The sequence below is a fragment of the Pectobacterium brasiliense genome (genome assembly GCF_013449685.1).
GTDB lineage: Bacteria > Pseudomonadota > Gammaproteobacteria > Enterobacterales > Enterobacteriaceae > Pectobacterium > Pectobacterium brasiliense_A.
Genome location: NZ_JACDSF010000029.1, coordinates 35978 through 61697 on the forward strand (window position 1 = coordinate 35978; position 25720 = coordinate 61697).

Here is a 25720-nt window from a genome sequence, read left to right on the forward strand (position 1 = left end):
TGCTATTTCCCGCCTGACTGCCAGCGGTGTGTTCCCCGCGCCAGCGGGGATAAACCGGGCCGCGATAGGAGATAATCAAGATGAAACAGGTGTTCCCCGCGCCAGCGGGGATAAACCGCGCGGTCGGCGTGGTGAGGTTACGGCTCTTGAGTGTTCCCCGCGCCAGCGGGGATAAACCGGGGCATACTCCAGAGATGGAATGGCCAGACCAGTGTTCCCCGCGCCAGCGGGGATAAACCGATCGCGCCACGTCCTGAAGTATTTCTATTGCTGTGTTCCCCGCGCCAGCGGGGATAAACCGTCGCCAAGTCTAAAGAAATGAGCATCGTTCAGGTGTTCCCCGCGCCAGCGGGGATAAACCTCAAAAAAAATCCCGCCGATTTCTGGGCGGGACGTGTTCCCCGCGCCAGCGGGGATAAACCGGCCCAGAACAATAAAATGTGGCCACTTTTAGAGTGTTCCCCGCGCCAGCGGGGATAAACCGGAACGCCGTGGTTTCAGTCCATCCTCGGAAAAGTGTTCCCCGCGCCAGCGGGGATAAACCGTTATCGCTGGGTGCCTGAATCGCTGCGCTGCTGTGTTCCCCGCGCCAGCGGGGATAAACCGCCTGCCGAGTGTCGGCTTGGCTTTTTTGACCAGTGTTCCCCGCGCCAGCGGGGATAAACCGTCGCCGCAAGGCGCTGCCCACGCACTGAACACGTGTTCCCCGCGCCAGCGGGGATAAACCGATGCCGAGCCACCAGCGGGGTTTATGTTACGAGTGTTCCCCGCGCCAGCGGGGATAAACCGTTAACGTTATCCGAATGGCAAAGGATTTATAACGTGTTCCCCGCGCCAGCGGGGATAAACCGCTGTATTGTTTTGTATTGCGTAATATCGCTCACGTGTTCCCCGCGCCAGCGGGGATAAACCGCGTAGGTTTGGCTTTTCTTCTGGCTCCGTTGGGTGTTCCCCGCGCCAGCGGGGATAAACCGCTATGAAGAAATGAAATTTTTCTGGGTGTGGGGTGTTCCCCGCGCCAGCGGGGATAAACCGCACGTGGCGCATGGCATGAGCATTCCACCGATGTGTTCCCCGCGCCAGCGGGGATAAACCGGATGACGTTATCGAATCCCGCGCCGTTCCCCCGTGTTCCCCGCGCCAGCGGGGATAAACCGAATGCTCGCACCAAGAACACCTACGACCGCGCGTGTTCCCCGCGCCAGCGGGGATAAACCGACTTGAGCGCGTGGCTTGTGTGATGTTAAAAAGTGTTCCCCGCGCCAGCGGGGATAAACCGGATTATCGGTATAGTTACACTCAATGATGAGAGTGTTCCCCGCGCCAGCGGGGATAAACCGCGCAACTACTGAATAACTCACCTCATCACCGTGTGTTCCCCGCGCCAGCGGGGATAAACCGGAACGGAAGAGAAGATAAAATGCCAAAATCAGGTGTTCCCCGCGCCAGCGGGGATAAACCGCGCGTCGTCAGCCTACTGTATGGGTTCGTCGCGTGTTCCCCGCGCCAGCGGGGATAAACCGCCATAACCTATCTGATCGGTTTCTTCTTTTGGGTGTTCCCCGCGCCAGCGGGGATAAACCGCACACCATTGCTGTTCCTCTGTCATCCACATAGTGTTCCCCGCGCCAGCGGGGATAAACCGGTATTGCCTCTGGTGTTTTGCGCGGAGAGGAAGTGTTCCCCGCGCCAGCGGGGATAAACCGGTAGGGAGATCATTCATTACAGGAGTTTCCTCGTGTTCCCCGCGCCAGCGGGGATAAACCGCTGATCGGCTCAAGCGGCGTGGTATGCGTGTAGTGTTCCCCGCGCCAGCGGGGATAAACCGCGCCTTTCTTTCGCCGCAACTGGACGCGAGCAGTGTTCCCCGCGCCAGCGGGGATAAACCGGCCTTTTACTGATCTGTACTTGCAGTAATTCCCGTGTTCCCCGCGCCAGCGGGGATAAACCGCGCTATGTCTATCCGGCATACAGTAATCATTTGTGTTCCCCGCGCCAGCGGGGATAAACCGTGCAATCAGTGAATCACTCCCACCCTCCAGACGTGTTCCCCGCGCCAGCGGGGATAAACCGGCCAGCTATCCTCACCAGCTTCTGCGCGTAATGTGTTCCCCGCGCCAGCGGGGATAAACTGGGCTTATACCCCTTGTTGCATGTTGGTCTAAATGTCCCCCGCACGGAACCAAATCCCGCCTCTGGCTGGCGCGATGGGGGATTACGTGTCAGTATTAAAGCACGCCATTTTTGCACTCATCGTCACAGTGAGGCGCGATGCCAATGATTTTGTCTTCCATACGTTACCCGTAAGGAGGTGATATGAAAGTTGAAGCCGCAGAGTCGTCCGTTTTTGCCAGCCAGCAGGTGATGGCGAAGCGTTCCACAGAGCATGCAGAGAAAGCGGCGCTGTCCGAACAGCTTCAGTCTTATCAGGCGGGCAGCGGTGCCGTTCCTGTGGGTCAGACGACGCGGTATGATTTCACCCGCATTAGCCCTGCCGAGCTGTATGAAACGGTTGAAGGCCTTGTCAGCAGTGGGCGGTTGGGACGTGAAGAAGGTTCCGCGCTGCTGGGTTTTGTCTCGTCGCCGAGAGCTGAAGGGGGAAGTATTCCGCCTTCCAACGTGTTCCAGCCGATTAATGTCTTCGACACCATTCAGCAAGGCGTCGCGGGTGCATCATCCCGTAGCGAAGTGCAAAATACCGAAAGCCTGCAACGTGCCGCAGAAGCGCTGAACCGCTTTCAGGGACAGGTCTCCAGCATTAGCGTTTACGTCTAGCGCATGTCGGCACGCATAATTTGCTAAATTCCTTTTTTCTATCCCCGCGTTTGCGGGGATAGTCGCTTTATACCGCGCTCAGCGCTTTAGGCTTATCTTAACGTGGGGTTCGGGCTTTGATTTCCGTCAGCAGCGTGATTAGCGCCTGCACGTTATCGTCCTGCGTGCGCCAGGATGACACGCTGATGCGCAGTGCCGGACGCCCCTGCCAGACGGTGCCGCCAAACCATGCCTTGCCCGACGCCTGTAGCGCTTCTCGTATCGCCGTGGTTTGGCCGTCGGTTTCCCCCCGCAGCAGAACCTGATTAAGCACAACCCGATTCAGTATCTCAAAACCCGCATGGCGCAGGCCGTCGGCGATGAAGGTTGCCTGTCGGCAGTGTCGTTCGACCATCTCTGCCACGCCGTCGCGCCCCAGCGTACGCAGTGCTGCCCACACCGGAATGCCGCGCGGCCGACGGGAGAACTCGAGTGTCAGGTTCTTCTGCGCATCTCGCGCCGCACTGGAATAGACGGCATCCGCGTTCATCGCTTCCGCCAGCACGTCCGCATCGCGGCAAATCGCCATCGCACAATCGTAAGGGGTGTTCAGCCATTTATGCGCGTCCGTTGTCCAGCTATCGGCTAGCTCGATGCCGTCGGTGAGCGCCGCGTGGGACGAGGCTCTGGCCCACAGCCCGAAGGCGCCATCAACGTGAACCCAGGCACCCGCTGCTTTCGCGATGGGAATGATCTGCGCAAAGTCATCGAACTCGCCCGTGTTGACCTCGCCCGCCTGCAAACAAAGAATCGTGCGGTCGTCCAGCGAAGGAAGCTGCGCTACGTCGATCTGCCCAAACGCATTCACGGGCGCGATACGTAAATGGCGTAGCCCAAAGCCGAGTACGCGCAGCGCTTTCTTCACGGTGATGTGCGTCAGTTCTGAAATCACGACCTTAATTTCAGGTGCGCCGTTCAGTCCATCGTTGTCAAAATCCCAGCCCTGTTTTGCCAGCAGAGCACGACGTGCGGCGGCCAGGCAGGAAAGTGTGCAGACGGTGGCGCTAGTGCCGAAACCCACGGCGCTTTCTTTGGGCAAGTTCAGCGCATCGAGTACCCAGCGGCTGGCGAGGCGTTCCAGCGTGGCGGATACCGGCGAGTTATCAAAGGTGGAGGCGCACTGATCCCAGGCGATCATTAATCGCTCGGAAGCGGCGGCGACCGGCAATGAGGCACCGATAACAAAGCCGAAATAGTTCGGGCCATTGGAAGCGGTGGTGGCTGGTGAGCCGACCTCATCCAGCAGCGTCAGCGTGCTTTCGGGCGAGAAGCCCTGTTGCGGCAGCGCTTCATCAAAACGTCCCAGTGCGGCGAGGGCTGCGGCATCGGGGAAAACCCGACGCTGTGCAGTCTCAGCCAGATAGCGTCGGCCGCGCTCGTCGGCATCAGCCAGTAACGTCAGTTCGCTCATGTTTTTCCCTTATCAATAGGCTTGTGTGTTTATCAAGCAGCGTTGTTTCGCTATCACGATGGCGTGGAAGCGGCCGGTGACGGCACTGAGGCGTGCAGCGTCACTTTCCAGAAAAGCAGCGCCGTCAGGCTGACGGCTGCACCAAGGAGGCACACGCCTGACCAGCCCGCAGCGTCATACGCTGCTGTCGTTGCCATCGCGCCAAGTCCGCTGCCGATGCTATAAAACAGCATATAACAGCCAACCAGACGGCTGTGCGCATCGGGATGCGTCTTGAAAATCATGCTTTGGTTGGTGACGTGAATGGCCTGTCCGCCCAGATCGAGAACGATAATGCCGGCCACCAGCGCGAAGAGAGAATAGGGCGCTAACCACAGCGGTAGCCACGATGTCAGCAGCAATAATAGGGCGATGCCGCTGACCCACTGTTCGCGGCCTTTATCAGCCAATGAGCCCGCTTTTACCGCCGCCAATGCGCCGAGAATCCCCACCAGACCAAACGCACCGATAACCGTATGAGAAAAGAAATACGGTTCGCGACTCAGCGGCAGAACCAGTGCGCTCCAGAAAATGCTCAGGGCAGCAAACATCAGTAAAGCGATGGTGCCGCGTATTTGCAACACCCGTTCTTGACGCAGCAGGGTCAGCATAGAAAGCAGCAACGCGGAATAGCGTGGGCGCTGCCGGGCAAGCGGCTGATGCGGCAGTGTGCGCCATAAAAGCACGGCAAGCAGGAGCATCAGCAGCGCGGAGAAAAAGTACACGCTGCGCCAGCCTGCAACATCGGCGATAAAGCCGGACAGCACGCGCGCCAGCAACAGCCCAATCACCACGCCGCCCTGTGCTGCACCCACCACGCGTCCGCGCTCCTGCGGTGCGGCAGCCGTTGCGGCATAAGCAATCAGACCCTGAGTCATTGCCGTACCGAGCATGCCCACGGCCAGCATGCCGAGCAATAGAGCCAGGGGCGTGGTGGATAGCCCAACGGCGATCAGCGCTACGATGAGCGCACTCAACTGGGCGAGCATCAAATAGCGTCGATTGAGGATATCACCCAGCGGTACGAGCAGAATTAACGCCAGTGCACAGCCAAGCTGTGTTGCGGTCATCACGCCGCCAACGGCGGCGATACTGATGTGAAAATCTACCGATAGCGCATCCAACAGCGGCTGTGCGTAATACACATTGGCGACGCTGAGGGCGCTGGCACAGGCAAACAGCAAAACTAACGCACGCGGCAATGTCGTCTGCGTGCTGTAAAGATCGCCTTCGGTAACGGATGACGTGGTATGAATAGGGCTTGTTTTCATCGTATTGGCTTTCATGGCTCAACTTGGTTTCAAAATAAAACCACTTGAAGCATAAATACTCTGGTTTTATTCTGCAACCAAAAAACATGCGGTCAGTTTTCCGCCTGTGGGTAAGGCAGGCAGGATGAACAGGAAAAAGGGGAGGAAGTATTCATGGTGAAGCGCAAAAGTTTGAAAGAGGATGCGTGTCCCGTCGCCCGTGCGCTGGATGTGGTTGGCGATCGCTGGGCGTTGCTGATTATCCGCGATGCCTTCGACAATCGCCGCCGTTTCGGCGATTTTCAGCGCAGTTTGGGCGTTGCCAAAAATATTCTTACCGATCGTCTGCGCGCCCTGGTTGAGGAAGGCATTTTGTCCGTTCAGCCCGTTTCCGAAAGCTCGGCCTATCAGGAATATATCCTGACGCCAAAAGGTGAACAGCTATTCCCGCTCGTTGTGGCGTTACGTCAGTGGGGGGAACAGCAGCTGTTTGCAGAGGGAGAACCGCACTCCCTGCTATTGGATAAACACACCGGCCAGCCTCTGCAAACCATGCTGCCGCACTCTGCGGAAGGGCAGTTAGTGGTCGGGCAGGATACGTTCGTTCAGAAAGTGGATTGAGGCAGCGTAATGCAGAAAAAACTGAGAGAAACAGGTAGCGATCTTGAGGCAATCTCCCGCTATTTGAAGAAGTTGCACGTACTGACGTTATGTGTAGGTGAAAATTCGGAATTATGGTGTGCGAGTTGCTTCTATACTTATGACGATCAACAGATAGCCTTCTATCTAATGACGGAGTTGCAGACGCGCCACGGAGAAATAATGGCAAGGCTGCCGCAGGTGGCCGGTACGGTGAGCGGCCAGCCGAAGAGCGTCATGCTGATTAAGGGCGTGCAGTTTCGGGCGCAGGCGGTGCAGTTGGAAGGGGATGACGCGCAGCAGGCCAGAGCGCGATACAACGCGCGTTTCCCTATTGCCCGGGCATCGCAAGCGCCGATTTGGCGGCTCGATCTGACAGAAATCAAAATGACGGACAATACGTTGGGCTTTGGTAAGAAGCGCCACTGGCAGCGCTAACGTTTGTCATAACTAACATTTTCCATACATAACAATTTTCCATACATAACAACAGCAACGTAAAAAGATGGGATAGTGAAAGACGCTGAGCAAGGGGGGAAAACCGATGAGCCGAGTACTGTTATTAGGTGCAACGGGGTTAGTGGGGCACGAGTTGTTAGCGCTGTTGAAAGCCAATAATCGGGTAGAGACGATCTATGCGCCAACCCGTAAGCCGCTGGCACCGTCAGAGAAAGTGGTCAATCCGCACGATCCCGATCTCTCTGCCGCGCTGGCGCAATTGACCGAGCCTGTCGATATCGCGTTTTGCTGTCTGGGATCGACGCTAAAGACGGCAGGCAGTAAGCAGGCGTTCCGCTATGTGGATTACACGCTGGTGGTGGAAGGATCAAAGGTAGCGCTGGCGCTAGGCGCGACGCACCTGTTAGTCGTCAGTTCGCTGAGCGCGAGTGCGACGTCGCCTTTCTTCTATTCGCGCGTGAAGGGAGAAGCGGAAAAATCGCTGCGTCAGCAAGGCTGGCAGCATCTGACACTGGCACAGCCGTCGATGCTGCTGGGGGAAAGAGAAGATAGTCGTCCGCTAGAAAGTCTGGCCGCGCCGCTGTTTCGCCTGTTCCCAGCAAAATGGCGAGCCATTGAAGGGAAAACGGTCGCGCAGGCGTTGCTGAATCAGGCGTTCTCACCCGAGCCCAAAGCGCGGGTCACCGTGCTCGAATCCGATCAATTACGTTCACTGGGTAAGCAGCAGGCGCTTCAGTAACCTCTTGTCGATCAACGCAGACGGTGGACAACCTGATTGCTGCTGCCGCGCCAGATCAGTGCGGGATCTTTCAGGTCTTGCACAAATTTTCCATCGACTAACACGTTGATGAGATCGACCACCCGCTGTTGCTCCGGCGTCAGTTCCGCCAGCACGTAGCCCGTCCAGACCCAGATATCTTTGCCTGGGCATTCCGTGCGTATCCGTTCGACCAGCCGCAGGATGTCAGGCATGTTCTGTGGGTGAAGCGGATCGCCACCAGACAGCGAAATGCCCTGCCGTGGGATCGCCGTATCCTGGAGATCGGCGATGATCCGATCCTCCAGCTCCTGCGTAAACGGCTGACCGGAGTTGAGTCGCCAGGTACTTTTGTTGTAGCACCCCACACACTCATGCACGCAGCCAGCGACAAACAGCGTGCAACGGGTGCCAGGGCCGTTGACGACATCAACGGAATAATACTGGTGGTAATTCATACGGTAGAGCCCATGTTGTAAAGCGGGCGCGTGTTGACGGTGCCGCGAAAGGTGGGCCGCATTGCTGCGGCCCGGAAGGGATTATCCCAGTTGACCGTTACCTAAGTGCTTGATTCGACGCTTCACTTCTTCCTGCTTACCGGCGTTGAATGGGCGTGCATCCGGGCTGCCGAGGTAGCCGCACACGCGGCGCGTGACGGAAACGCGGGCCGAATCGTGGTTGCCGCATTTCGGGCAGGTGAAGCCTTTGCTGGTGCACTCAAATTCACCGGTGAAACCGCACTCGTAGCATTCGTCGATCGGCGTGTTGGTGCCGTAGTAAGGCACGCGGCTGTAGCTGTAATCCCACACGTCTTCCAGCGCTTTGAGGTTGTGTTGCAGGTTCGGGTATTCGCCGTAGCAAATGAACCCCCCGTTAGCCAGCGGCGGATAGGGCAGTTCGAAGTCGATTTTCTGGTAAGGGTTCACCTTCTTCTCCACATCGAGGTGGAAGCTGTTGGTGTAATACCCTTTGTCCGTCACACCCTGCACGACGCCAAACTCGGCGGTATCCAGACGGCAGAAGCGGTCACACAGGTTTTCGCTCGGCGTGCTGTACAGGCTGAAGCCGTAACCCGTTTCGTCTTTCCACTGTTCGGTGGCGGCTTTCAGGCGGGCGATAATAGCCACGGCTTTGGCACGTAGCGTCTCGTCATCAAACACATGCGTTTGGCTGCCGAAGAGGGCGTTAATCGTTTCATGCAGGCCGATGTAACCCAGTGAAATCGAGGCGCGTCCGTTCTTGAAGATATCCGCAATGCTGTCGTCCGCTTTTAAGCGCACGCCGCACGCGCCTTCCATATACAGGATTGGCGCGACGCGAGCTTTCACGCTTTCCAGCCGCGCAATGCGCGTCATCAGCGCTTTCTTCGCCAGCGCCAGACGCTGATCGAGCAGTGTCCAGAAGCGGTCTTCATTGCCTTCGGCTTCCAGCGCAATACGCGGCAGGTTCAGGCTGATCACACCTAAGTTATTGCGGCCGTCGTGAATCTGCTGGCCATCTTCTTCATAAACGCCGAGGAAGCTGCGGCAGCCCATTGGCGTTTTGAACGAACCGGTGACGTTCACGACCTGATCGTAGTTCAGGATATCCGGGTACATACGCTTGCTGGCGCACTCCAGCGCGAGCTGTTTGATATGGTAATTCGGATCGCCCGCTTTGTGGTTCAGGCCGTCGCGAATCGCAAAGACCAGTTTCGGGAAGACCGCTGTTTTGTGGTTTTTACCCAGTCCGGCAATGCGGTTGCGCAGGATCGATTCCTGAATCAGACGCGATTCCCAACTGATGCCGAGCCCGAAGCCAAAGGTCACGAACGGCGTCTGACCGTTAGCGGTGTGCAGCGTATTGACTTCATATTCTAGTGACTGGAAGGCGTCGTAGCACTCTTTTTCCGTGCGGGTTAAGGCATAGTTTTCCGCATCCGGAATCTGCCACTCTTCTGCCACCGCTTTATGTTTCGCATGGCTGGCGGTGACGAACGGCGCCAGAATTTCATCAATACGGTTAATCGTGGTGCCGCCATAAATGTGGCTGGCGACCTGCGCGATAATCTGCGCGGTGACGGCGGTAGCCGTGGAGATCGACTTCGGCGGCTCAATCTCCGCATTACCCATTTTGAAGCCGTTGGTCAGCATGCCGTTCAGGTCGATCAGCATGCAGTTGAACATCGGGAAAAACGGCGAGTAGTCGAGATCGTGATAGTGAATCTCACCGCGCTCGTGTGCCAGTACCACATCACGCGGCAGGATGTACTGTTTGGCGTAATGCTTGGCGACAATACCGGCCAGCAGGTCGCGCTGGGTGGGAATTACTTTACTGTCTTTGTTGGCGTTCTCGTTTAGCAGCGCCATGTTGCTCTGCTCGACCAGACCGCGAATTTCCTGATTCAGACGACCGTGGCGTTCACGTGCAATATCGCGGTCATGGCGGTATTCGATGTAGGTACGCGCCAGTTTTTTATAATTGCCGGACATCAGCAGGTTTTCGACCGCGTCCTGAATCTCGCGGATATCTACGCGCGATTTATCCTGCATTTGTTGAGCGACCGCACAGGCCACAGTTGCACAGTAGTCTGCATCATTGACACCGGCTGCATGTGCCGCGCGTTCGACCGCCTCTTTGATTCGCACTTCATCAAAAGGCACCTGGCAACCGTCCCGTTTAATCACTACTGGTTTCACGTTTTCTTCCTCTGGAAAGGTTATCCACAGGCGAAAACCGTAACTAACAAGGGTTACAGAGGGCTGTGGATGACACTGTGGATAAACACTATATGTAGTTCATGTTTACAGGATAGGCACTATATATTGAAATTGCGTCGGGGTGTTTGCGCTTTTATCGCTGTAAAATTGATGTAGAGCAAAGAAATTCCCGCCTAGTAGATAAATCGAACTTGAACAACATTTGACCAAGTTGAGTGCGGGGGGCGCGAAGGCTTACACGGTGTGCTCTGATGGTCTGTCGGGTGTTTTTTTATTGTGAGTGAGAAGAGCGATACAGAAATATCTGAAATACCCGATACCGTTTCCGGCATTCGTCGTCATGCGTGGCGCTGACTCTCGAATGCCGATGACCGATGAAGGGGCGAGTTACTGTTGACTATCAGGGAAGGGGGGAAGCTGACGGAAGGTATTTACTAGCCCTTCTGACCAGGCTTTGCGGATCGTGTTGAAATAGGCGTTGTTTTCGGTAATACGTTGCTGTTCAGTGCTGGCAAAACTGCCAGTGCGGTAAATCATCACGTCCAGCGGCAGGCCAACCGACAGGTTGCTGCGCAGGGTGGAGTCGATAGAAATCAGCGCACAGCACATGGCTTGCTCCAGCGGTGTATCCATCGTCAACACGCGATCGATGATCGGTTTGCCGTACTTACTCTCGCCGATCTGGAAATAGGGGGTGTCTGGCGTGGCCTCAATGAAGTTGCCTTCAGGATAAATGTGGAACAGTCGATGTGTTTCACCACCAATCTGGCCGCCTAGCAGCAGGTTGCAGCCGAAATTGGTATTACTGCCGCTCTGCTGCGCGCTGCTATCGCGGTGAATCACTTCTCGCACGGTTTCCCCGAGTAGCATCGCGGCGTCATACATGGAGTTAACCTGCATGAGATTGGGCGTATGCTCCGCGTCAATACGGGCGTTGAGCAGGCTGATAATGCTTTGCGTTGTCGCCAGGTTTCCCGCGCATTGGATCACTAACACGCGTTCATTCTCATGCTGGAAAACATAGAGTTTCTTGAACGTTGCAATGTGATCGACGCCCGCATTCGTGCGGGAATCGGAGGCAAAAACCAGGCCGTCAGACAGACACATGGCGACACAGTACGTCATAAGGTACCTTTTCGTTAAAAATTCTACTGTTGCTGCTGCACCTGCTGTTGCTGTTCAAACAAGCGGACCTCAGCTTCTGAAAACATCTCTTCGCATCCCCCTCCCAGTCGTGTACCGCGAACCGGGCAGGCATCCATATAATCCATGCCTACGGCCAGTCGCAGATGCTGATGGAGCTGTCGGGCATTGTTGGTAATATCAAACCCTTGCCAGTACCCGTTTAGCCACACCTCTGCCCAGGCATGCATGGCGACATGGTGGGTATCCTGACTGTACACGTAACCGCTGACATAGCGTGCTGGAAGACTTAGGCTTCGGCAGCAGGCGAGAAACACATGCGTGTGATCCTGACAAACGCCTTTCTGCATGGCAAATGCCGCCGCCGCGGTATCCTGTACCTGCGTCGCGCCGGGAGTATACGGCATTTTCAGCCGTAATTCCGCCATCAGCGTATTCAGGCTTTCCTCTGCGGCATCTGGACGGTAATAGCGTTGTGCAAATGCTCGAATATCGCCATCGGCTTCGGTCAGCGGCGTCGGGCGTAAAAAAACTAACGGTGACAGCCCATCCTGTATTGCGTGATTTTCTGCTGCGCCGCCGTCGAGAATATCGACCACGCCTTCCGCATAAATCGTGATGTCCTGATGCGGGTGATCGAGTGTCAGCACATGCAGTACATTACCATACGCATCGGTGGTTTGAACCGCTGAGGTGGGTAGCGTTAGCTTCCACTCCCGTATTCTCTGATGGGCGGAGTTTTGCGGCGTCAGGCGCAGGTACTGGGTGCTAAACTTCACTTCTTCATCGTAGCGGTAGTGAGTGAGATGGTTGATGGTGAGTTTCATAGCGCCTCCAGATAGGTATGACGAATGCTGTCTGCCAGTTCATTGATTTTAATTATGAAATTGTTGAGGTACGTGGATAAATCCTGCGCCAGAATGTCGTCCAACGTACTGAAACGTAGCTCGACGTGCAGCAGATGAGCGAGCCGATGTGGCACTTTGGCACGTTGACTGCCGATGGCTTCCAACTGAAGCACCAGATCGCCGATGCAGGCGTGTAGCGAACGCGGGACGTCCTCGCGTAAGACTAGCAGTTCGGTAACGGTTTCTGGGCTGATAGGCTGGCGATAGATGCTGTGGTAAGCCTCGCGTGCGCTCACTGCACGCAGCAGGGTATCCAGACGATAATACTCGCGTACTGGGTCGGGGTCGTTATTGAGCTGTTGGTGTTTCACTTTCAGCAACTGCGCGGTTGCACAGGCGCGTTCAATCAGTGTGCCAACACGAATGAAGCACTGGGCGTCATTGCGCAGCAGTGTGCCGAACATCGCACCGCGAAACAGATGGGAACGCTCTTTCACCCAGTCAAAAAACGCATCAATCCCGATATGATCAACACCCTGATGCCGCAGGTTCCGAATGTCGATGCGTGTGGCGTTAATACACTCCCAGACCTCGGAGGACAGGCTGCCGCGCACGGCGTGTGCGTTGTTCCAGGCCATTTCGATGCAGTTGTAGATGCTGCTGGGGTTCTCGCTATCCAACGCGAAGAAATTCAGCAGGTTATTCATGGAAAATTGGGGGTAGCGCTGCTGAAAGAGTTCGTGTGTGGCAGTCAAATTCAGGGGCAGAGCCAGATCGCGCTGCTGCTGGCTGTGGCGAGGCATCATCGAAAGCTTGTAGGTCACATCCAGTACACGGACGAGGCTTTCTGCCCGTTCCAGATAGCGTGCCATCCAATACAGTTCACTGGCAGTACGGCTTAGCATGATTCATCCTCCATGACCCAGGTATCTTTGGTGCCGCCACCCTGTGAGGAGTTGACGACCAGAGAACCTTCCGTGAGAGCGACACGCGTCAGGCCGCCGGGAATCAGTCGGATTTCCTCACCGGACAAGGCGAAAGGGCGCAAATCGATATGTCGGGGAGCCAGACCGTCATCGATGAATGTTGGGCAGGTGGAGAGCGCTAAGGTTTCCTGACCGATATAGTTGTTCGGGTGCGCGAGTAAACGCTGGCGGAAGGTTTCGATTTCCCCACGCGTGGCCCGCGGGCCGACCAACATGCCGTAACCGCCTGCACCGTGAACTTCCTTCACTACCATGCTATCCAGATGATCGAGCACATAGCGCAGATCGCTGGGGTTGCGGCACTGCCAGGTAGGAATGTTGTGGAGAATCGGCTCTTCAGACAGGTAGAAACGGATCATCTCAGGGACATAGGGATAAATGGATTTATCGTCGGCGACACCGGTGCCGATAGCATTCGCCAGTACGACGCCACCAGCACGATACACAGACAATAGGCCGGGTACGCCGAGCATCGAATCTGCGCGAAACGCCAGTGGGTCCAGGAAGGCATCGTCCACGCGGCGATAAATCACATCCACTTGGCAGGGGCCTTCCGTGGTGCGCATATAGACCGCTCCTTCTTTCACGAATAAATCCGCGCTTTCTACCAGTTCGACACCCATTTGCTGCGCTAGAAAGCTGTGTTCAAAGTAGGCGCTGTTGAAGCGGCCCGGTGTCAGCACAACCACAGTAGGGTCGTCAACGAGTGTGCTTTCACGCAGGGTCTGTAGCAGATAGCTGGGGTAGCGTTCAACAGGGGCGATGTGCTGGCTGGCAAAGAGATCTGGGTAGAGCCGCATCATCATTTTGCGGTTTTCCAGCATGTAGGAGACGCCGGATGGGGTGCGCAGGTTGTCTTCCAGCACGTAATAATGCCCGTCGCTGTTGCGCACCATATCGATCCCAGTGATGTGGGCGTAGATGTTGTTGTGTAGATTCACACCCTGCATACAGGGTTGGTACTGCTCATTCGCCAGCACCTGTTCACTGGGGATAATACCGGCCTTGAGTATGTGCTGCTGATGGTAAATATCGTAGAGAAAGGCGTTCAGTGCCTGTACCCGCTGACGGATGCCGCGATCGAGCAATTGCCATTCGTGGGCGGGAATAATGCGCGGTACGCTATCGAAGGGGATTAAGCGCTCGGTGCCTCCTTCCTCGCCATAAACGTTAAACGTAATCCCCACGCGGTGAAACAACAGTTCCGCCTGTTCCTTCTTCTGTTTAATGGCCTGTTGGTCGGTTTGTTGAAGCCATTGCCAATAGGAATTGTAATGTTGACGTTGTTGGCCTTGTGACGAAAGCATCTCGTCATAATAAGGCGCAGATGGAAGTTTCATTTTTATCATTGTTATCCCCAGGCAGTACGCTTAATAGCGATAATGGGACAATGCATAAAATGCGCCATTTTGAGAAAAGCGTGATGTAGTGAGGATGGTGCCCGATTTTTTCCTCTAATTGGTGCGTAGCAAGGAAAGTCTGCACTGAGGGGGGAGAATAAAGGCGCTAGAAATCAGCAAGACGCAGCCATAATGGTGCGTCTTGAGAAGGTGACGATCAATAATGGTGCTTAGCGACGAACGGCGATCGCTTCGATCTCGATCTTCACGTCTTTTGGCAAGCGTGCGACTTCAACGCAAGAGCGAGCCGGGAATGGTGCGCTATGTTCGTTGAAGAAGGCTTCATACGCGGTGTTGACCAGCGCGAAATCGTGCAGATCTTTCACAAATACGGTCATTTTCACGATATCGGAAACGTTCAGGCCAGCGGCTTCTACTATCGCCTGAACGTTTTCCAGTGACTGACGCGTCTGGGCGGTGATGTTATCTGCCACCAGACCGCTTTTCGGGTTCACCGGAATCTGGCCGGAGGTGAAGATCATGCTGCCAAGGTCGACGCCCTGAACATAAGGGCCGATGGCGGCTGGGGCGTGCTCAGTGCTGATAATGCGTGACATGGTATCTCCTTGATGGGGGCGTAAAAGGAACGCGGACGCCGCCATTATTCAAAAAAGCCCCGCGACAGGCAATGTCCATCGCGGGGCAACGCAGAAAACTAGCGATCTTGCAGTACCGCCTGACGCTCAAATTCTTTCTCGCAGTACTTACATTTGAGGTGAACGTCGCCGTCGCGCTGCTTCACGCTGAATGACGATGAAACCGGTTCGCTGCGGCTGATGCAGTTGCTGTTCGGGCAAGTGAGCACGCCAGTAATGTGGTCTGGCAGCGTCGGCACCAGCTTGCGCACGACGTCATAATCATCGATCTGATTGACGGTCGCCTGCGGTGCGTAGATTGCCAACTGATTCGCCTGCTGTTCGGTCAGGAAGACGTTCTCGATCTTGATCAGATCTTTGCGCCCAAGATGGTTGGACGGCAAGTTCAGGCCGATGGTGATGCGCTGGTCTGTCGCGGTCAGTTTAAACAGCGTCAGCAGCTTAAAACCCACCTGTGCGGGAATGTGGTCGATCACCGTGCCACGTTTGATCGCTTCAACCTGTAATTTATTATCGTGTGTCATGATGGCTTCTTCCTCTTACAGAACCAGTTCGCGATTCAGGACCAGCGCTAGCAGCGCCTGACGAGCATAAATGCCGTTGCCCGCCTGCTGGAAATAATAGGCGTAAGGCGTGGCATCCACATCAATGGTGATCTCATCAACGCGCGGTAGCGGGTGTAGTACTTTCAAATTCGGGCGGGCGCTGTGCAGGTCATCAGCGCGCAGGATAAACTGGGATTTGATGTTGATGTATTCGGACGGATCCAGACGCTCTTTCTGCACGCGCGTCATGTACAGAATATCTAGCTCGCTGACGACGTCGTCGATGCTGTTGTGCAGGCTGTAAGCAATATTCTTCTCTTTCAGCATGCTCAGAATGTAGTCCGGCATTGCCAGCGCGTCTGGGGCGATGAAGTAGAAGCGGTTGCCTTCAAACTTCGCCAGCGCCTGCGTGAGTGAATGCACGGTGCGGCCATATTTCAAATCACCGACCATCGCGATATTGATGTTATTCAGCCGACCCTGCGTTTCCTGAATGGTGAACAAATCGAGCAGCGTCTGCGTCGGGTGTTGGTTCGCGCCGTCGCCAGCGTTCAGAATCGGAATACCGCCGGAGAACTCGGTCGCAAGGCGGGAAGCGCCTTCCTGCGGGTGACGCATCACGATGGCATCCACGTATTGGCTGATGACGGAAATGGTGTCGGCCAGCGTTTCGCCTTTTTTCCCCAACGACGTGTTGTTGCTGTCAGCGAAACCGACGACGGATGCGCCCAGACGATGCATCGCGGTTTCAAAGGATAAACGCGTCCGGGTGGAGGCCTCGAAGAAGCAACTGGCAATCACTTTATGTTTCAACAACTCAGGCTGAGGTTTGGCTTTCAGGCTGGCGGCGACACGCAACGCCAGTTCCAAATCTTCCCGACTGAGGTCGTTAATTGAAATAATATGTTTTTGATAGAGCGGATTGACCATGTTGTCTTTCTCCTAACGTGTACACAGGAAATGTCGTATCGGGTTGCCCAGATTGTGGGCCAAAAAAAAGCCCCTCATTGAGGGGCTTTCTTCATTGAATAATTGAGCAACGGAAAGGAAAACGCTAGCTGGCTGCCGGATGGCAGTTGTGGTTGAGAACCAACATAAGCAGCGGATTTTTTGGTGTAACGGTGCATGACCCCTCCCAGCAAACTGTCGGGAATTATACGCGCCGACTAGGCTATTTCAAGCAGAAAACGTGGTTTTTTACGCATCGCAATCGGTTGCGGGTCGCGTGCGGTATGCATAACGTGCGTGCGTGGGAGAAGGCCAATGGGGAAGAGTGGTGGGCAGTTCACTTTTTCGTATTAACACGCTGGCGGGCGTCACATTTGGAGAGTATAAGGATTATAAAACATGGTTTCATTTTTATATCAATGAGGGTTTTTATGATTACTGGCAACGTCCACCACCTTGAACTGGTTCCTTATCTGCCTGCAAAACTGCTCGAAGCAATTGAATACGTGAAGCAAAACATTACGGCAGACACGCCGCTGGGCAAGCATGATATCGAAGGCAACAGCGTGTTTGTGCTGATCTCCAACGACAGCACCGATCTGCTGGAAAAACGCCGCGCTGAGTATCACGCCAAATATCTGGACATTCAGATCGTGCTGTCTGGTGTGGAAGGGATGACGTTCAGTAACCTGCCTGCGGGCAAGCCGGATACCGACTGGCTTGCGGATAAAGACATTGCTTTCCTGCCTGCGGGCGAGCAGGAAAAACAGTTTGTGATGCAGGAAGGGGATTTTGTCGTCTTCTTCCCGGGCGAAGTGCATAAACCGCTGTGTGCCGTTGGCGAACCTGCGCACGTGCGCAAAGCCGTGGTGAAAATCGACGCGTCACTGGTGTAGGATTTTTGTGAACAAGGAACGTTCACCATAAAATGGAAGAAAATAATAGCAATAATTCCTCAGATGCCTCGCGGTAGTTTCCCCCTTCGGTCGAGTAGTAAAAGAAAAAACACGTAAATACGGTAAGATCTGCAAAAAAAACAGCCAGTCAGTTGCTTAACTGACTGGCATTATTCAGAAAATGATTTTCTTGCTAGAAAACTTCATGACTTTTGATTATAGGTATATTATTACTTTAAACTATGTAGGATGTTTTCCTTGGTATTGGCCTGTCATAGACTTTTTATTCTATTTTAGTTTTTATAAACAGGTGTATATCAGGTACGGCATATTTTATGTAGGGTAATTTTAATGTAGGGATACACTGATGAAAAAAATTGCATTACCTGACAGATTAATCGCAATGTTTGAACGCGATCCTCTCGTTGGTTGGGCAGTAAAAGATACAAACTCCCGTTTTATTTATGTCAATAACACCTTTAAAACCTGGCAAACTATATCAACTCGTTATGATTATGAAGGCTTGAATATTAGGGATATCCCTGTTCCTGTCGCCGAATTTTCAGACATTTTTAACCAGCAGGAACGAGAGATAGAGCGTACAGGTAAGGCGGTGAGAGCCATTACAACGCATATTCAAGGCACGGAAAAAATAATGCAGCCTGCCTACAATATTCAGGAGCCAATCTATGATGAACATCGCAACTGTGTAGGCACAGTTATCAGCGTCAGACATGTTAGGATCATCACACCGACCTCGTTGCTAAATGGAACAATAATTCAACATTCCACCTTCGAGCCCCCTTCTAAAATATTTACCGAGAAGGAATGGGAGGTTATTTACCTGCTGGTCTGTGGGATGATGCTTAAAGATATAAGCAGTATCCTCTCAATCACCGTCGATGCCGTTAACAGCAGACTCCGGAGCTGCTACAGGAAAACAGGCTTGAATTCACTCTCAGGCTTAAAGGAATACTGTAGAGATAACAAATTTGATAACTACATTCCGCTGTTCTTTCTGAAAAAAGGACATATCATTATCAGAGGCTAACCTGATGGATCCAGATTTGACTCCTGTTGAGTATTACTTTAATCACTCTTTGTTTGGCTGGGCAATAAAGGATCGAAACTCCCAGTATGTTTATGGCAATAAGATGGTATGTCAGTATTTCGGCGTAACAGAAAACAAATTTTTAGGCTGTATCGACACTGACTTAACGCCCGATGTCAGCGAGCACTACGACCGTATACTGTATGACGACCAAAAAATATTGACCACAAATGAAATGAGTATCGTCCTCAAAACATTTGATTACGGAAGACGGAATAGACTCCGGTCGTTTCTGGTAGAGAAGCGCCCCTGGCGGCTCAATGATGGCAATGACGGTATTGTTTGCACTTACATAGAAATCACCAATGTTTACTTTTCAACCTTTCTTATGTCATGCGAAAGGAAGCCCGTTGTATTCACCCGACCGGCAAATATTTTTACAGACAAAGAGTGGGAAGTCGTTCTTTTGCTGCAGAGTGGGGTGAAGCAGAACCGTATCCCGGACATACTCGGTATAAGTTCTTCAGCGCTTCGTAACAGAATAACGCGTTGCTGTGATAAAGCAGGTGTGACAAACAGCACCGCCCTGATCCAACACTGCAACCAAAAAGGTTGGGATAACTACATTCCTCCTTTTTTTCTGATAAAAGGGCATGTGTCGATTACCTGAGGGACTGCCCACCTCTGATCTGTTTTTAAAACATATCAAAGGCGGGCTAAATCCTAGTCCTAATCCTGTACCAGCGTGGCGACCATCACCGCTTTGATGGTGTGCATGCGGTTTTCCGCCTGATCGAACACGATGCTGTGCGCGGATTCAAAGACCTCGTCCGTGACTTCCATTCCACCGTGCAGACCATACTGCTCCGCCATTTGCTGGCCCATCGTCGTCTGATCGTCGTGGAACGCAGGCAGGCAGTGCAGGAACTTCACCTGCGGATTGCCTGTCGCGGCGATCATTGCCATGTTCACCTGATAGGGTTTCAGTAGCGCGATACGCTCTTTCCAGGTCTCTTTCGGTTCCCCCATAGAAACCCAGACGTCGGTATAAATGAAATCTGCGCCCGCGACGCCCGCGGCGATATCTTCCGTCAGCGTAATGCTGCCACCGGTTTGTTCTGCCGCCGCCTGACACTCAGCCACCAGACCAGCATCCGGCCAGCAGGCTTTTGGCGCAACGAGGCGTAAATCCAGCCCGGTCAGTGCCGCCGCTTCCAACATGGTGTTGCCCATGTTGTTGCGCGCATCGCCAACATAAACGAGCGTCATCTCTGACAGCGGTTTACCCGGCAAATGTTCCTGCATCGTCAGCAGATCCGCCAGCAACTGCGTAGGGTGGAATTCATTCGTCAGCCCGTTCCAGACCGGAACGCCCGCGTATTGCGCCAGCGTTTCGACAATTTGCTGGCCGTAGCCGCGATATTGAATGCCGTCGTACATTCTTCCCAGTACGCGTGCAGTATCCTTGATGGATTCTTTATGGCCGATTTGGCTGCCGCTTGGGCCGAGGTAGGTCACTTGCGCGCCCTGATCGTATGCAGCAACTTCGAAAGAGCAGCGAGTACGAGTCGAATCTTTTTCGAAGATGAGTGCGATGTTTTTACCTTGCAGGCGACGGGCTTCTGTCCCATTTTTTTTGTCGGCTTTCAGTTTCGTTGACAGGGCTAAAAGATTGGCAATTTCTGCGGGTGTAAAATCCATTAACCTTAAAAAGTGACGCTTATAGAACGGTTGCATGATGTACCTCTCCATGTGGCTCAACACCATTGGTTGAATTAAAATTCACTTTATATGTGTAATTATTCAAATTCAAGTGGTGATATCAAACTTTGTGGTGGAGCAAGCCGCAGGGCTGTGGGACAATAAGTCATATTACGTCGTTTAATGAGGACTGAGGCATGGCAAACCGCGAATTACTGGAAGAGCAACGGGAAGAGACACGCCTGATCATTGAAGAACTGCTGGATGATGGCAGCGATCCTGACGCGCTCTATACCATTGAACACCATTTCTCTGCTGAGAAGTTTGAAGTGTTGGAAAAAGTCGCTGTAGAAGCCTTCAAGTTGGGTTATGAAGTGACGGATGCGGAAGAACTGGAAGTGGAAGATGGCGTGTTGCTGATGTGCTGCGATGCTATCAGTGAAGTTGCGCTGAAGGCCGAGATAATCGACGCGCAGGTAGAACAACTGCTGGCGCTGGCAGAACGCCACGGCGTGAATTACGACGGTTGGGGCACCTACTTCGAAGATCCAGATGGTGAAGGCGAAGAAGACGTGGATGATGAAGATTTTTATGATGAAGATGATGACGGCAAGCGCCACTAATTATTGAGTCATTAACTCGAAAGAATACGCCTCACTGAAAACGCCGCCGGAATCCCTGCGGCGTTTTTTATTCGGTATGACAGCGCGTGATTGTCGTACTTTCAGCCTATTACAGTACCTTCAACATCGTCACTTCACAGTCGGTGTGGCCCGTGTTACCCATTGAGTGGGGAATCAGCTCGAAGCCCAGTGACTCATACAGCCGGATCGCGCTAGTCAGGTGGCCGGTTGTTTCCAGATAGCAGCGGCGAAAGCCGTGCTGACGCGCAAAATCAAGCGCCTGTATCGCCAATTGACGTGCCAGCCCTTTTCCCCGCACGACGGGTAGGAAATACATTTTCTGTAATTCACACACATCTTCTTCACCTGCGACCAGCGGGGCAATGCCGCCACCGCCAACCACGCGGCCTTCATATTCGACCACCCAGTAGGCGCTTTTCGGCTGGCTATAGAGGGCAAACAGCGCGTCCAAATTAGGATCGGAAACGGTGTAGCCTTTATCGGCCGTCAAACCAAACTCAGCAGAAACCTGACGGATGACCTGAGCGATAGCGGCATCGTCTCGCGCAGTGATTGGGCGTACCTGAAGATTGGCGGAGGTCGCGGTTGTCATAATACGTACTCTTGCTCTTACGGTTTACGAGGGGAATGATCCTGGCCGATTGTAATACCATTTCAGACCACATTGATGCAACGTCTATACCCATTCTTCCTGCTGTTCTTCACGTGGTATCTGCGGTGATTTTTATTCCATATCCACACTCACGCGCCAGCATTTTCTCCTGTTAATGCCATAATATGACACTCTGGGGATTGAATTATCTAAGATATAAGTAAAATTTCCTGCAATATCTTAAGATATAAATATTTAGGTAGCACTATTCCTTACGATTTATAAGACTACTCAGTTGTTTAATTACTGTTAACTTTTATTGTTGTCGTTAACAAGACATGCTTAAATAAGCCGCTTTTTGTATGCCAATAACGTGTCTAATGAAACGTTTATTAGGCTTATTTCTTTTAGGATGAAAGGTTTATGACTATCAATACTTCAGAAAATAGTGCGCAGCATCGCGTGCAGTTTCATGGCAAGGCTGGGGAATATTTTGCAATTTGGTTGGTGAATGCGTTATTAACGGTTATCACTTTAGGTATTTATTCTGCCTGGGCGACAGTGCGCCGCCGCCGTTATTTTTACGGCAACACGGAAATTAACGGTGACCGTTTTGATTACCACGCACAACCCATTCAGATCCTCAAAGGACGTTTGCTGGTTATAGCCGGTATTGTTCTGTTTTATATCGTATTAGCGATGTCACCGACGTTAGGAACTATTCTCGCATTGGCATTTGCGGCATTGATTCCGATTATTGTAATCCGCAACTGGCGTTATGACGCCATTATGTCCAGCTATCGCGGCATCCGTTTTAACTATCACTGCCAGACGGGCCGCGCGTATTGGGTGTTGCTGCTTTGTCCTATTTTGCTGCTGCTGGCGTTTTATGCCGTGTTGGCTGTAGCACTGTTGATTGGTTCGCAGAGCGATAGCCCAATTCTGATTGGGTTTATTGTGTTGGCCGTTGCTATTCCCGGATTTGCCGCAGTGAATGGCATCATGAAAATGATGCAGCTCGATTTCTATGTTAATAATCTGTTCTTCGGCAACACAGCGTTTAAAGCGGAATTGGCAAAAGCAGCATTTATTAAGTTCGCCCTGATTAGCCTGCTGATTTTTGTTCCTTTCCTGATCGCCGCGCTGTCATTCATGAGCTCATTCTTTTTCACGCTGTTCCAAACTATTATGATGGGCGGCGGAAATGAAGATCTCGTACTGATGCTGCTGCTGAGCAATGTCTTCAATATGGTCATGATGTTCGTTGTGGCGCTGCTGGGTGTGCTGGTGTCCAGCAGTTATCTGGTGGTCGCACAGCGTAATTATCTGTTTAATCAGACGTCGCTGAATGGTGGTGTGAAATTGCATTCTTCCATGCAAACCCTGTCTTACATGGGGCTGCTGATAACCAATAGCCTGATCACTATTTTCTCTTTGGGTTGGGCTGCACCGGTGGCAGAGATTCGTCACGCGCGCTATATTGCGAATGCGACAGCGGTTGAAGGCGATCTGGCACTGCTGCATGTTCAGGCTCATCAGGACACAGCAAACAGCGCACTGGCCGAAGAAGCCGTGCAGGCGCTCGATTTGGGTGTCGGTCTCTAAGGCAGGAATATGAATATTGAGGGGCATTATCAATACCCCGGATTGGCGGCCCGCGTGGCCGCTTCTCTTCATTTAACGGACAACGGTTCGATGATGGTGTTGAACACCGGGTCATCGAATACGACATTTGCATTAGAGCAGGTCACGGTTTCCGATGCGCTGGGCTCGATTCCTCTAACGCTCACCTTTCCTGATGGTGGTCGCTTTGTTCCTGCCGACGATCCCACTTTTCGCACGTGGTATTCTGCACGACGTCGCCCGGGACTTGTCCATCGTCTGGAACGCCATAAGCGTGGTGTCATTCTCACGCTACTCGCCACAATCTTGCTCGTCATAAACTACGTTTACGTGGTACTGCCGTGGGCAAGTTCCGCGCTGGCGCTACGGATGCCTAGCGCTATCGAACAGCAACTGGGGCAAAATACGCTAAAGCTGTTACGGCACAGTGATTTTAAGCCTTCTGAACTGCCTGTTGAGCGCCAGCAGGCGATGCAAACGCTGTTTCAACAGGTTATGCCCGCGGACATGCGGGAAGACAAAACGCCACTGCGTCTGGAGATTATGTCTGCGCCTATCGGGCCGAATGCTTTTATGCTGGCAGATGGCACGCTGATTATCAGTGACGATCTGGTGAAGCTGGCGAAAAATGACAACGAGCTGGCCGCGGTGATGCTGCATGAAATGGGGCACCACGCCTATCGCCACCCAATGCGCATGGTGGTGCGTTCATCGCTGGTATCGCTGACGTTCATGTGGATGACGGGAGATGTCAGCGGCGTCGGGGATACCCTGTTGCAGTCTGCCGCTTTTATCAACGAGATGCAGTTTTCTCGCGATATGGAACGGGAAGCCGACGCATGGGCAATAGCCGAAATGCAGCAGCAAGGACGTTCGCTTCAATCGATGCAGGCAATGTATCGGGCCTTGATCGCTAACGACCGTGGTCAGGATGAAATTGATTCGCTGGATTTACCGGCTTGGCTAAGTACGCACCCGGATATGGATGAGCGGCTGAAAGCCATTGAAAGCGAGATAAATAAGTACTAATCCTCAGGTCTCGATTCTCACCTCCGATCTAACCCTGCCTTATGTCGATCGTGTGCGGTGTCACCGCACACGATCTCCTTCTGTACTCGTCATACTTCAAGTTACATGTGCGTTGGCTACGTTCAGTCACCCGAATCACTTACCTGAGTAAGCTCATCGGGATTCCTTCGCTTGCCGCCTTCCTGAAACTCGAATTATTTAGAGTATGATTAGATATTTGAGCAAAAAAAGCGCGATTTGTTGTTTTTATAAACGTGAATGTCGAGTGAAAAGCATGAACTGCGTAGCCGGACGATTAACAGGAATACGTTAAATATCATCCTATTAAAAACTATCTGTAGAATCTCTCGCGATAAATAAAAAAACCAGACAATAATCTCTTTTTATTATTAGTTCGCTTATGTTTATTGGGATTTTTCCTAATAGACATTAAAATCGCGGCTTCACGATTACCGAAGAGCTGTCTATGATTAATCGAATTCTATCAGGGGTGCTGGGTGCATTTCTGTTAATGCTGTCACCATTAACGCATGCACAGGCCAATTTCCCAGAGCCCAAAGAAGGCGACTGGATTGCGCCAGAATTTACCTTCAACAGCGGCGAAAAATTAAAAGATCTGCGTATTCACTACTACACGATCGGTGATAAAACCAAGCCCGCTGTCTTACTGCTGCATGGAACGAACCAGCCGATTAAATCACTGCTAGCCAATGGCTTTGGCGGGGAGCTGTTCGGGCCGGGTCAGGCGCTGGATAGCAGCAAATACTTTATTATCATGCCGGAGAGCATCGGTTCTGGAAAATCGTCCAAACCGTCAGACGGCTTACGGATGAAATTCCCGCAGTACGACTATAACGATATGGTGCAGGCACAATATCGCTTAATCAAAGAAGGGCTGGGCATTAACCACCTGCGTCTGGTGATGGGATATTCCATGGGCGGCATGCAAACCTGGCTCTGGGGTGAAAAATACCCAGACATGATGGATGCGCTGGTGCCAATGGCATCGCTGCCAAATGAGCTGTCTGGCCGTAACTGGATGATGCGCCGCATCTTGATTGAATCCATCAAGAACGATCCAACGTGGAATAACGGCGATTACACACAGCAGCCGCCAACGCTGAAAACGGCCAGCATTATGTTCAGTATCGCCACCACTGGCGGCACGCTCGCGTATCAGAGCAAAGCACCGACGCGCGCGCAGGCGGACAAACTGGTAGAAGATCGCCTTGCCGCTCCGTCGACCAGCGATGCGAATGACTTTATTTATATCTGGGGCTCGTCTGCAAATTATAACGCGGCACCGGAACTGAATAAAATTAAGGCACCTGTGCTAGTGATTAACTCTGCGGATGATGAGCGTAATCCTATTGAAACAGGCATCCTGGATAATGAGCTGAAGAAAATTAAGCAGGCGACGTTGTTCCTTATTCCCGCCAGCAAAGATACCAGTGGGCATGGCACTATGATGTCGGCGAAGTTTTATAAAGATGAGCTACAACGTTTCTTAGAAAAGAATCCGTCTCAGAAAAATAATAAAAAATAAATACTCATGACCGGCAGAAAATCTCTTTCTGTCGGTCATCGTTTACTTGTTACCTTTCTTTATTTTATTACGGTTTTATAACGGATTTATTTCAGTTCGTGGGA

The 25720-nt window shown here is 52.8% G+C and carries 24 protein-coding genes, 1 pseudogene and 1 CRISPR repeat array (1 of these 26 only partly in view); of the genes and pseudogenes, 11 read left to right on the forward strand and 14 right to left on the reverse strand.

Translation table 11 applies throughout. The features are described 5' to 3' along the window. Nucleotides 1–2134: direct repeats of the CRISPR family, unit length 29 nt; unit sequence GTGTTCCCCGCGCCAGCGGGGATAAACCG (it extends 278 nt beyond the left edge of the window). 182 nt (nt 2135–2316) lie between these two features. Then, entirely contained in the window at nt 2317–2775 is a 459-nt protein-coding gene (locus tag H0248_RS13065; RefSeq protein ID WP_014913932.1) for a hypothetical protein, read from the forward strand. A 97-nt stretch (nt 2776–2872) separates the two neighbouring features. Here H0248_RS13065 and H0248_RS13070 read toward each other — a convergent pair whose 3' ends face one another. Together H0248_RS13070 and H0248_RS13075 are read right to left on the reverse strand one after the other, a co-directional pair. Continuing rightward, nucleotides 2873–4225: a pyridoxal phosphate-dependent decarboxylase family protein gene (locus tag H0248_RS13070; protein WP_180786252.1), complete on the reverse strand. Its 1353-nt coding sequence runs from the start codon at nt 4223–4225 to the stop codon at nt 2873–2875. Nucleotides 4226–4278: 53 nt separating this feature from the next. After that, on the reverse strand, nt 4279–5535 hold the full coding sequence (locus H0248_RS13075; protein WP_180786253.1) for an MFS transporter: 1257 nt from the start codon (nt 5533–5535) through the stop codon (nt 4279–4281). Between the two features lie 153 nt (nt 5536–5688). Between H0248_RS13075 and H0248_RS13080 the strand changes: the two genes are divergently transcribed. The 3 genes from H0248_RS13080 to H0248_RS13090 all read left to right on the forward strand — a co-directional run bounded on the left by H0248_RS13080 (nt 5689) and on the right by H0248_RS13090 (nt 7351). Continuing rightward, entirely contained in the window at nt 5689–6135 is a 447-nt protein-coding gene (locus H0248_RS13080) for a winged helix-turn-helix transcriptional regulator (protein WP_014913935.1), read from the forward strand. 9 nt (nt 6136–6144) lie between these two features. After that, the gene (locus H0248_RS13085; RefSeq protein ID WP_039282711.1) at nt 6145–6591 is read left to right on the forward strand and encodes a YhbP family protein; all 447 of its coding nucleotides are present in this window, start codon (nt 6145–6147) and stop codon (nt 6589–6591) included. A 106-nt stretch (nt 6592–6697) separates the two neighbouring features. Beyond that, on the forward strand, nt 6698–7351 hold the full coding sequence (locus H0248_RS13090; protein WP_180786254.1) for a hypothetical protein: 654 nt from the start codon (nt 6698–6700) through the stop codon (nt 7349–7351). A gap of 11 nt (nt 7352–7362) precedes the next feature. Here the strand turns inward: H0248_RS13090 and nrdG are convergent, their stop codons facing one another. From nrdG to pyrB, 9 genes are all read right to left on the reverse strand, one after another. Then, on the reverse strand, nt 7363–7827 hold the full coding sequence (nrdG, locus tag H0248_RS13095; RefSeq protein ID WP_180786255.1) for an anaerobic ribonucleoside-triphosphate reductase-activating protein: 465 nt from the start codon (nt 7825–7827) through the stop codon (nt 7363–7365). 81 nt (nt 7828–7908) lie between these two features. Further along, nucleotides 7909–10047: an anaerobic ribonucleoside-triphosphate reductase gene (nrdD, locus tag H0248_RS13100; RefSeq protein ID WP_180786256.1), complete on the reverse strand. Its 2139-nt coding sequence runs from the start codon at nt 10045–10047 to the stop codon at nt 7909–7911. A gap of 408 nt (nt 10048–10455) precedes the next feature. Continuing rightward, nucleotides 10456–11193 (reverse strand): proteasome-type protease, encoded by a 738-nt coding sequence (locus H0248_RS13105; protein ID WP_180786257.1) that lies wholly within the window; start codon nt 11191–11193, stop codon nt 10456–10458. A gap of 23 nt (nt 11194–11216) precedes the next feature. Beyond that, nucleotides 11217–12038 (reverse strand): transglutaminase family protein, encoded by an 822-nt coding sequence (locus H0248_RS13110; protein WP_180786258.1) that lies wholly within the window; start codon nt 12036–12038, stop codon nt 11217–11219. Continuing rightward, nucleotides 12035–12964, reverse strand: a complete 930-nt coding sequence (locus H0248_RS13115) for an alpha-E domain-containing protein (RefSeq protein WP_180786259.1) — start codon at nt 12962–12964, stop codon at nt 12035–12037. Before H0248_RS13115 ends, H0248_RS13110 begins: the two co-directional genes overlap by 4 nt. Beyond that, nucleotides 12958–14394: a circularly permuted type 2 ATP-grasp protein gene (locus H0248_RS13120; protein ID WP_180786260.1), complete on the reverse strand. Its 1437-nt coding sequence runs from the start codon at nt 14392–14394 to the stop codon at nt 12958–12960. The genes H0248_RS13115 and H0248_RS13120 overlap by 7 nt, the downstream gene beginning before the upstream one ends. A gap of 221 nt (nt 14395–14615) precedes the next feature. After that, nucleotides 14616–15002 (reverse strand): 2-iminobutanoate/2-iminopropanoate deaminase, encoded by a 387-nt coding sequence (gene ridA / locus H0248_RS13125; protein ID WP_116167214.1) that lies wholly within the window; start codon nt 15000–15002, stop codon nt 14616–14618. A 98-nt stretch (nt 15003–15100) separates the two neighbouring features. Next, complete coding sequence (gene pyrI / locus H0248_RS13130; protein WP_010284552.1) at nt 15101–15565, reverse strand: aspartate carbamoyltransferase regulatory subunit; 465 nt, start codon at nt 15563–15565, stop codon at nt 15101–15103. Between the two features lie 15 nt (nt 15566–15580). Beyond that, entirely contained in the window at nt 15581–16516 is a 936-nt protein-coding gene (gene pyrB / locus H0248_RS13135) for an aspartate carbamoyltransferase (RefSeq protein WP_180786261.1), read from the reverse strand. Nucleotides 16517–16965: 449 nt separating this feature from the next. On the opposite strand from pyrB, the gene H0248_RS13140 reads away from it, so the two are divergent. The 3 genes from H0248_RS13140 (at nt 16966) to H0248_RS13150 (ending at nt 19151) form a co-directional block, all read left to right on the forward strand. After that, nucleotides 16966–17430: a YhcH/YjgK/YiaL family protein gene (locus H0248_RS13140; RefSeq protein ID WP_180786262.1), complete on the forward strand. Its 465-nt coding sequence runs from the start codon at nt 16966–16968 to the stop codon at nt 17428–17430. Between the two features lie 367 nt (nt 17431–17797). After that, the gene (locus tag H0248_RS13145; protein WP_180786263.1) at nt 17798–18481 is read left to right on the forward strand and encodes a helix-turn-helix transcriptional regulator; all 684 of its coding nucleotides are present in this window, start codon (nt 17798–17800) and stop codon (nt 18479–18481) included. Nucleotides 18482–18485: 4 nt separating this feature from the next. Further along, nucleotides 18486–19151 (forward strand): helix-turn-helix transcriptional regulator, encoded by a 666-nt coding sequence (locus H0248_RS13150; protein WP_180786264.1) that lies wholly within the window; start codon nt 18486–18488, stop codon nt 19149–19151. A gap of 59 nt (nt 19152–19210) precedes the next feature. Here the strand turns inward: H0248_RS13150 and argF are convergent, their stop codons facing one another. Both argF and argL read right to left on the reverse strand, forming a co-directional pair. Then, nucleotides 19211–20218, reverse strand: a complete 1008-nt coding sequence (argF, locus tag H0248_RS13155) for an ornithine carbamoyltransferase (RefSeq protein WP_180786265.1) — start codon at nt 20216–20218, stop codon at nt 19211–19213. A gap of 22 nt (nt 20219–20240) precedes the next feature. Continuing rightward, nucleotides 20241–20288: pseudogene (gene argL / locus H0248_RS22625) on the reverse strand (putative translational regulatory protein ArgL); the annotation flags it as partial. Nucleotides 20289–20379: 91 nt separating this feature from the next. Here argL and rraB point away from each other — a divergent pair. Further along, a complete protein-coding gene (gene rraB, locus H0248_RS13160) occupies nt 20380–20805 on the forward strand; it encodes a ribonuclease E inhibitor RraB (RefSeq protein ID WP_180786266.1) in 426 nt (141 codons plus the stop codon). A gap of 109 nt (nt 20806–20914) precedes the next feature. Here the strand turns inward: rraB and H0248_RS13165 are convergent, their stop codons facing one another. After that, nucleotides 20915–21418 (reverse strand): GNAT family N-acetyltransferase, encoded by a 504-nt coding sequence (locus H0248_RS13165; protein ID WP_039282688.1) that lies wholly within the window; start codon nt 21416–21418, stop codon nt 20915–20917. Between the two features lie 423 nt (nt 21419–21841). On the opposite strand from H0248_RS13165, the gene H0248_RS13170 reads away from it, so the two are divergent. From H0248_RS13170 to H0248_RS13180, 3 genes are all read left to right on the forward strand, one after another. Beyond that, on the forward strand, nt 21842–23023 hold the full coding sequence (locus H0248_RS13170) for a YjgN family protein (RefSeq protein ID WP_180786267.1): 1182 nt from the start codon (nt 21842–21844) through the stop codon (nt 23021–23023). Between the two features lie 9 nt (nt 23024–23032). Next, the gene (locus tag H0248_RS13175) at nt 23033–24070 is read left to right on the forward strand and encodes a M48 family metallopeptidase (protein WP_180786268.1); all 1038 of its coding nucleotides are present in this window, start codon (nt 23033–23035) and stop codon (nt 24068–24070) included. Between the two features lie 466 nt (nt 24071–24536). Next, nucleotides 24537–25616: an alpha/beta fold hydrolase gene (locus H0248_RS13180; RefSeq protein ID WP_180786269.1), complete on the forward strand. Its 1080-nt coding sequence runs from the start codon at nt 24537–24539 to the stop codon at nt 25614–25616. The last annotated feature ends 104 nt before the right edge of the window (nt 25617–25720 follow it).

Bases quoted from the DNA above. Each gene is read 5' to 3' on its own strand.
- H0248_RS13175 (WP_180786268.1), top strand. From the start codon at position 23,033: ATGAATATTGAGGGGCATTATCAATACCCCGGATTGGCGGCCCGCGTG.
- ridA (WP_116167214.1), bottom strand. From the start codon at position 15,002: ATGTCACGCATTATCAGCACTGAGCACGCCCCAGCCGCCATCGGCCCT.
- pyrB (WP_180786261.1), bottom strand. From the start codon at position 16,516: ATGGTCAATCCGCTCTATCAAAAACATATTATTTCAATTAACGACCTC.
- H0248_RS13150 (WP_180786264.1), top strand. From the start codon at position 18,486: ATGGATCCAGATTTGACTCCTGTTGAGTATTACTTTAATCACTCTTTG.
- argF (WP_180786265.1), bottom strand. From the start codon at position 20,218: ATGCAACCGTTCTATAAGCGTCACTTTTTAAGGTTAATGGATTTTACA.
- pyrI (WP_010284552.1), bottom strand. From the start codon at position 15,565: ATGACACACGATAATAAATTACAGGTTGAAGCGATCAAACGTGGCACG.
- H0248_RS13140 (WP_180786262.1), top strand. From the start codon at position 16,966: ATGATTACTGGCAACGTCCACCACCTTGAACTGGTTCCTTATCTGCCT.
- H0248_RS13090 (WP_180786254.1), top strand. From the start codon at position 6,698: ATGAGCCGAGTACTGTTATTAGGTGCAACGGGGTTAGTGGGGCACGAG.
- H0248_RS13110 (WP_180786258.1), bottom strand. From the start codon at position 12,038: ATGAAACTCACCATCAACCATCTCACTCACTACCGCTACGATGAAGAA.
- H0248_RS13115 (WP_180786259.1), bottom strand. From the start codon at position 12,964: ATGCTAAGCCGTACTGCCAGTGAACTGTATTGGATGGCACGCTATCTG.
- H0248_RS13080 (WP_014913935.1), top strand. From the start codon at position 5,689: ATGGTGAAGCGCAAAAGTTTGAAAGAGGATGCGTGTCCCGTCGCCCGT.
- H0248_RS13120 (WP_180786260.1), bottom strand. From the start codon at position 14,394: ATGATAAAAATGAAACTTCCATCTGCGCCTTATTATGACGAGATGCTT.
- H0248_RS13180 (WP_180786269.1), top strand. From the start codon at position 24,537: ATGATTAATCGAATTCTATCAGGGGTGCTGGGTGCATTTCTGTTAATG.
- H0248_RS13085 (WP_039282711.1), top strand. From the start codon at position 6,145: ATGCAGAAAAAACTGAGAGAAACAGGTAGCGATCTTGAGGCAATCTCC.
- H0248_RS13065 (WP_014913932.1), top strand. From the start codon at position 2,317: ATGAAAGTTGAAGCCGCAGAGTCGTCCGTTTTTGCCAGCCAGCAGGTG.
- rraB (WP_180786266.1), top strand. From the start codon at position 20,380: ATGGCAAACCGCGAATTACTGGAAGAGCAACGGGAAGAGACACGCCTG.
- H0248_RS13170 (WP_180786267.1), top strand. From the start codon at position 21,842: ATGACTATCAATACTTCAGAAAATAGTGCGCAGCATCGCGTGCAGTTT.
- nrdG (WP_180786255.1), bottom strand. From the start codon at position 7,827: ATGAATTACCACCAGTATTATTCCGTTGATGTCGTCAACGGCCCTGGC.
- H0248_RS13070 (WP_180786252.1), bottom strand. From the start codon at position 4,225: ATGAGCGAACTGACGTTACTGGCTGATGCCGACGAGCGCGGCCGACGC.
- H0248_RS13145 (WP_180786263.1), top strand. From the start codon at position 17,798: ATGAAAAAAATTGCATTACCTGACAGATTAATCGCAATGTTTGAACGC.
- H0248_RS13165 (WP_039282688.1), bottom strand. From the start codon at position 21,418: ATGACAACCGCGACCTCCGCCAATCTTCAGGTACGCCCAATCACTGCG.
- H0248_RS13075 (WP_180786253.1), bottom strand. From the start codon at position 5,535: ATGAAAACAAGCCCTATTCATACCACGTCATCCGTTACCGAAGGCGAT.
- H0248_RS13105 (WP_180786257.1), bottom strand. From the start codon at position 11,193: ATGACGTACTGTGTCGCCATGTGTCTGTCTGACGGCCTGGTTTTTGCC.